The organism is Spirulina subsalsa CS-330, assembly GCF_028330765.1.
Classification (GTDB): domain Bacteria; phylum Cyanobacteriota; class Cyanobacteriia; order Cyanobacteriales; family Spirulinaceae; genus Spirulina; species Spirulina subsalsa_A.
In genome coordinates, this window is sequence record NZ_JAQMTY010000188.1 from 1 (window position 1) to 5,153 (window position 5,153).

Annotated in this window: 5 protein-coding genes; 2 read left to right on the plus strand and 3 right to left on the minus strand. The window is 54.2% G+C overall.

Annotated elements, in window-relative coordinates:
• From PN477_RS13275 to PN477_RS13285, 3 genes are all read right to left on the minus strand, one after another.
• A partial coding sequence (locus PN477_RS13275) for a DMT family transporter (protein WP_272147337.1) occupies positions 1–732 on the minus strand: 732 nt, incomplete at its 3' end.
• Between the two features lie 533 nt (positions 733–1,265).
• Positions 1,266–1,385: a photosystem I reaction center subunit IX gene (psaJ, locus tag PN477_RS13280; RefSeq protein WP_272116024.1), complete on the minus strand. Its 120-nt coding sequence runs from the start codon at positions 1,383–1,385 to the stop codon at positions 1,266–1,268.
• 57 nt (positions 1,386–1,442) lie between these two features.
• Positions 1,443–1,937, minus strand: a complete 495-nt coding sequence (locus PN477_RS13285; RefSeq protein WP_272116022.1) for a Photosystem I reaction center subunit III — start codon at positions 1,935–1,937, stop codon at positions 1,443–1,445.
• A gap of 318 nt (positions 1,938–2,255) precedes the next feature.
• On the opposite strand from PN477_RS13285, the gene tsaD reads away from it, so the two are divergent.
• On the plus strand, positions 2,256–3,329 hold the full coding sequence (tsaD, locus tag PN477_RS13290) for a tRNA (adenosine(37)-N6)-threonylcarbamoyltransferase complex transferase subunit TsaD (protein WP_272116020.1): 1,074 nt from the start codon (positions 2,256–2,258) through the stop codon (positions 3,327–3,329).
• Positions 3,330–4,103: 774 nt separating this feature from the next.
• Positions 4,104–5,153: cache domain-containing protein (locus PN477_RS13295; RefSeq protein ID WP_334310545.1), on the plus strand; the 1,050-nt coding region annotated here is incomplete at its 3' end.

Consider the following 5,153-nt stretch of genomic DNA (forward strand, 5'->3'; position numbering starts at 1 on the left):
CCCCCCCCCCCCCCCCCCCCCCCCCCCCCCCCCCCCCCCCCCCCCCCCCGCGACCGTCCGGCGGGTCAGGGTCGGCAGGGTATCCCGGATCTGCGCCCTCCGGCCGAGGAGCAACAGCAGCACAATCACCTCACCGCCCCCCAGTCGGATCACGCTACTCCACAGCGGCGGCATCGCAGAATCCACCAACGCCGCCCGCGACATCACCGCCCCCACTGCCTGGGCGAATTCGGCGAGTAGCCCCCACAGCAGGCCCTGTTTTAACGGTGCGATCGCTGTCTCTATGGTCGGCGTGCGTTCACTAATTACCCAAGCCACGCCGAGTAAGGTGAGGGCAATCCCCGCCCATGACCCTAGGGTGAGGGTTTCGCCCAAGGCTCCCCAGGCGAGGATCGCCGAGAGGGGCGGGGCGAGGGTTTCCAGCAAGAGGGCGCGGCGGGCCCCCAAGGCGCGGAGAGCATTGAGGTAGGCCGTATCACCGAGGCCAATGCCGATCATGCCACTGAGGGCGAGGAGCCACACCACCGAGGGCGCAACATCGGGCAGGGGCGATCGCCCCAGAATCAGCGTGAAGAGAATCAGGGTAATCGCGATCGCCCCCTTGCTGAAATTCAACACCAGCGCCGGAATCCGCTGCCCCATCCGCCCATAGATCACCGATGCGATCGCCCAAAGCAACGCCCCGCCCAACGCCGCCACTTCCCCCTGCACTGCTGTTAATTGCACCATCATCTCCATTATTTGCCTAGTGTCGTGGCACGTCTTAAGTTATGCAATGACTGCGATCGCTGAAATATCCGTGCTTGGTGCGTTACGCTGCGCTAACAGCACCCTACTTAATGCCTTGCTTTAGTCGTGGCACAGCTAAAAATAGGCTTTACTGTAGGGTGGGTTAGGCGGCTTAAACTCCTGCCATCACTACAACTTAGTAATCCGCCTTAACCCACCGTTTAAGGTGTGTCAATCCACTAGGGTGCATCTCAGTGATGCAATCCCTCACCCAACCCTCTCCCGCAGGAGAGGGCTTTTGGCTCCTTTCTCCTGCGGGAGAAGGGCTGGGGATGAGGGGGGTCTCTGGTGAGCCATGGGAATCTGCAAAAGTGAGATGCACCCTTTGCCCAACTTGGGTCGGGTTGATTCGCTCTGAGCTTGAGTCCCGAACACCAGCCCACAAAAAACCCGCAATTCATGAGGATGAACTGCGAGTTTGCAACACCATTCAAGCATTCAATTTAATGATGTTGTCGGTGTGACAGGGTGTTTCCCTACTGGAGAGGGTGAAACAACAAATCAGGATAAAAACGATTGATTTCAATCAGCAAGCCTGCTGTGACAGTCAATAGCGCCATGATTAGCACGGGCGCAGTCGAAAGAAATTTTGCCATGACGGTTCTCCCAATATGTATCTATGCAAACAAACTTCAACGGCTCAATTCCCAACCCTAGCGGGGGGAAATGGGGACATCGCTGTCCGCTACCGTCATTTTGCCGGAGGTGAATTCACCAAACGCCGCCAGGGGCCAAGCGAAACCGCCCAACATGAGTTTGAAGGCGAGCGGCACATCGATGATAATTTCTTTCATCTCTGCATCTTTATCGTCACGAATGGCGATCAGATAGGCACGACCTACCCAACCAATCCAACCCGCAGCATAGAGAAACATTAAACCGGGAATGGTGAAGTCACCAACGTGGTCCCAGCGACCATCCACAATTAAGTGAGGGTAGCCTTCCGGGCCACAGAGGGCTTCGGAATAACGCTCGGCACGTTTTTGACCGGATTGAGGATCGGCGGTGGTATTCAAAAAGGATTTTGATTTTTGAAGATACGCAGCCGATTCGCTACAGGGGACGAGGCCATAGTCATCTGCTGAAGCGGCGGGGGCAAAGTTAAGCCACAACGTCGCAACCAAGATTAAAGCCAACAACTTCCGCATAGAAATGTTACCTTTTGTTACGAAATACTACAAGGTATGTACCGTTGATTCAAAAAATCAGGTGTACAATCGATGCAATCTTACTCTGAGGCGTTAACCCAGTAAAGATTACGTTACGAAATGTGATGCAGCGTCTGGGAATTCCCATAATTGACACAGTTTGACGCGGTGAACTGTCCTGATTTGGCAATCAAGGGGCAGATGAGCCGGAGAGGGTGATGATGCTGACATCCTGAAATCAATCGGGTGCTGACCCTTGGGATGGGGTGCTTGGCATTGATCATGATGATTGTGTTCTGAATTATTTTTTGGTGTGCTATGGCGACCGTGTTAGCGATTGAAACGAGTTGTGATGAAACGGCGGTGGCGGTGGTGCGCGATCGCACCCTGCTCAGTAATGTGGTCGCGTCCCAAATTGACCTCCATCGGCAGTACGGGGGCGTTGTGCCGGAACTGGCTTCGCGGCAGCACCTCGAAGCGGTGAACCCCTGTATTGCCACCGCCTTAGCTGAATCAGGGTTAGGCTGGGATGGGATTGATGCGATCGCCGCCACCTGCGCCCCCGGTCTCGTCGGTGCGTTGCTCGTGGGCATCACCGCCGCGAAAACCCTCGCCCTCCTCCACGGGAAACCCTTTTTAGGCGTGCATCACCTCGAAGGTCATCTCTACGCCACCTACCTCAGCCAACCGGAGCTAGAGCCGCCGTTTCTCTGTTTACTCGTCTCCGGGGGCCATACGAGTTTGATTCAGGTCAACGCCTGCGGCCAATACGTGCAACGGGGCAGCACCCGCGACGATGCCGCCGGAGAAGCCTTTGACAAAGTGGCGCGGCTCTTGGGTTTGGGCTATCCGGGCGGCCCTGCGATCGATCGCATCGCCAAAACCGGCAACCCCCACGCTTACCCCCTCCCGGAAGGGCGCGTTTCCCTGCCCAACAATGGCGGTTTTCATCCCTACGATTCCAGTTTTAGCGGCCTCAAAACGGCGGTTTTGCGCCTAGTGCAGCGTCTTCAGGCTGAGTCGGATCAATTACCGATCGCAGATCTGGCCGCGAGTTTTCAGCACACGGTGGCGAAAGCCCTAACGAAACGGGCGATCGCCTGCGCTCTGGATCATCATCTGCCATGTATTGCGGTTGGGGGCGGTGTGGCGGCCAATAGTGAACTGCGATCGCAACTCACCCACGCCGCCCAAGCCCACAGCCTCGGCGTTCATTTCCCCCCCTTAAAATTCTGCACCGACAACGCCGCCATGATCGCCTGTGCCGCCGCCGAACACGTCCGCTTGGGTCACTATTCCCCGCTGAACCTCGGCGTGCAATCTCGCTTTAACATCACCCAGGTCATGGATTTGTACCCGTCTGAATTACATCGCAGTGCTGAATATTCTTAAATACTTTTGTACAGAAAAAAGAGTGCATCCCAGTTATGCAATCCCTCACCCAACCCTCTCCCGCAGGAGAGGGCTTTTAGCTCCTTTCTCCTGCGGGAAAAGGGCTGGGGATGAGGGTGCTCCCTGGCGAGCCATGGGAATCTGTAAAAGTGGGATGCACCCAGAAAAAAGGCGAGAAACTCATCTGAAATAGTTAAGATTCAGTCTTAGGAATGACGTGTTATTTGTTGACAAACAGGTCAAAATATTCTGTGGTAAGGTTAAGTAATATGCTGATCAATAGGCTGTCTAGTGACATTACATTTCAAATATTTTTATTGTTAAAGCACACTGAGATATCAGTCCATCATTTCAACTAGCGGGAGCATTATGGCAAATTGCGAAAAGATGAGAACGCCGCCGCCTCCTTTTTGAGGGAGATTGAGGGGGATCTTTTGTCCCTCATGTTTATGAAAACTGCGATACAGCCTTTCCTTAAAATATTGAGTACACCAACCCCGTGTCATTCCCTATCGCGTCTTGGCAAGACTGTGCTTGGTGATCAAGGTCAGGGCTGTAAGTCATTGGACAATCAAAAAAAACACATTGTGATCCTTTAGTCAACGTTGATGAGGCCTTGTGATTCAACCGCTTAAACTTCGCTTTAACTCTCTTTCTATCCGGGTGATGCTGGGCGGAATCTGTGCGACTCAGTTGTTAATTACATCCGGATTGGTCAGCTATTTGGCGTATCAAAATCGTCAAATTGCCGTTGACCAATTGCTAAGTCAACGCATGCTCAAAGTCGAACAAGACATTGAACGTTATGTGCAATCCATCTTAACGACACCTGGATTGATTAATCAGATGAATCGTCAAGATGTGCAGCGGGGTCGTCTGGATCTGGATGATTTGGCGGCGGTTGAGCAGATGATGTATGAACGCCTCCAACAGTTCGAGACGGTTTCGACGCTGCTCATGGGTCGCCCGAATGGTAATTTTCGCACCATGCACCGCAGCACCCTATTGCCGGGGCTACTGGAACAGGGTCAATCGAACCCCGATCGCCCGCAGCAGTTTAATGTCTATGGCTTAGATGCGACGGGGCAGCCGGAGATGGAACTGGCAGTGCTTGATCCGTTTCCGGTGCAAGACCGCCCTTGGTATCACCAGGCGTTACAAACTCAGCAGGCAGGCTGGACGCAGCCGTTTCAAGTGGGCCAAAGTCCTGAACTGGTGATTAGTGCCTATCTCCCGATTTTGGATGAGCGATCGCAACTGGAGGCGGTGTTTGCGGTCAATCTCAATTTACGCGACTTACAAACCTTTGTGCGATCGGCTCCGAGTTGTGAAGGTTGCTCTGTTCTGATTTTGGATGATCAAGACGAGGTGATTGCCACGTCGAGTCAGGATGATCTCTTTCAACTGACGCAGCCACTGCCCCCCTTCGTCGAGGGTCAGATCTATCCGGGTTATCAAGGTGAGTTTCAACGCTTAACCTTGGCGGACTTTACTGATCCTGTTTTGGCGGCGGCGGCCACTGAAATTGTGCAGCTTCAGCCGCAGCGGGTGGAGCGATCGCAAAACCTGTGGCAACAGAGATTTACCCTCCAGCGCCAGCCCTATTGGTTACAGGTCAGCGCCTTGGATACGGAGTTTCCCGGTTTGAATTGGTCGTTGGTGATGGTCATCCCGGAGGCTGAATTGATGGCGGGGATGACGACTAACCCCGATGGCTTGGTGTGGGGGTTGGGGATTTTACTGGGGATTTCGGTGGGGGCGTTAGGGGTGATGATAGCGGGGATCACGCGGCCGCTCTTGAAGTTGCAGCGTCATGCGGCGGCG

Bases quoted from the DNA above. Each gene is read 5' to 3' on its own strand.
- psaJ (WP_272116024.1), bottom strand. From the start codon at position 1,385: ATGGCAAAATTTCTTTCGACTGCGCCCGTGCTAATCATGGCGCTATTG.
- PN477_RS13285 (WP_272116022.1), bottom strand. From the start codon at position 1,937: ATGCGGAAGTTGTTGGCTTTAATCTTGGTTGCGACGTTGTGGCTTAAC.
- tsaD (WP_272116020.1), top strand. From the start codon at position 2,256: ATGGCGACCGTGTTAGCGATTGAAACGAGTTGTGATGAAACGGCGGTG.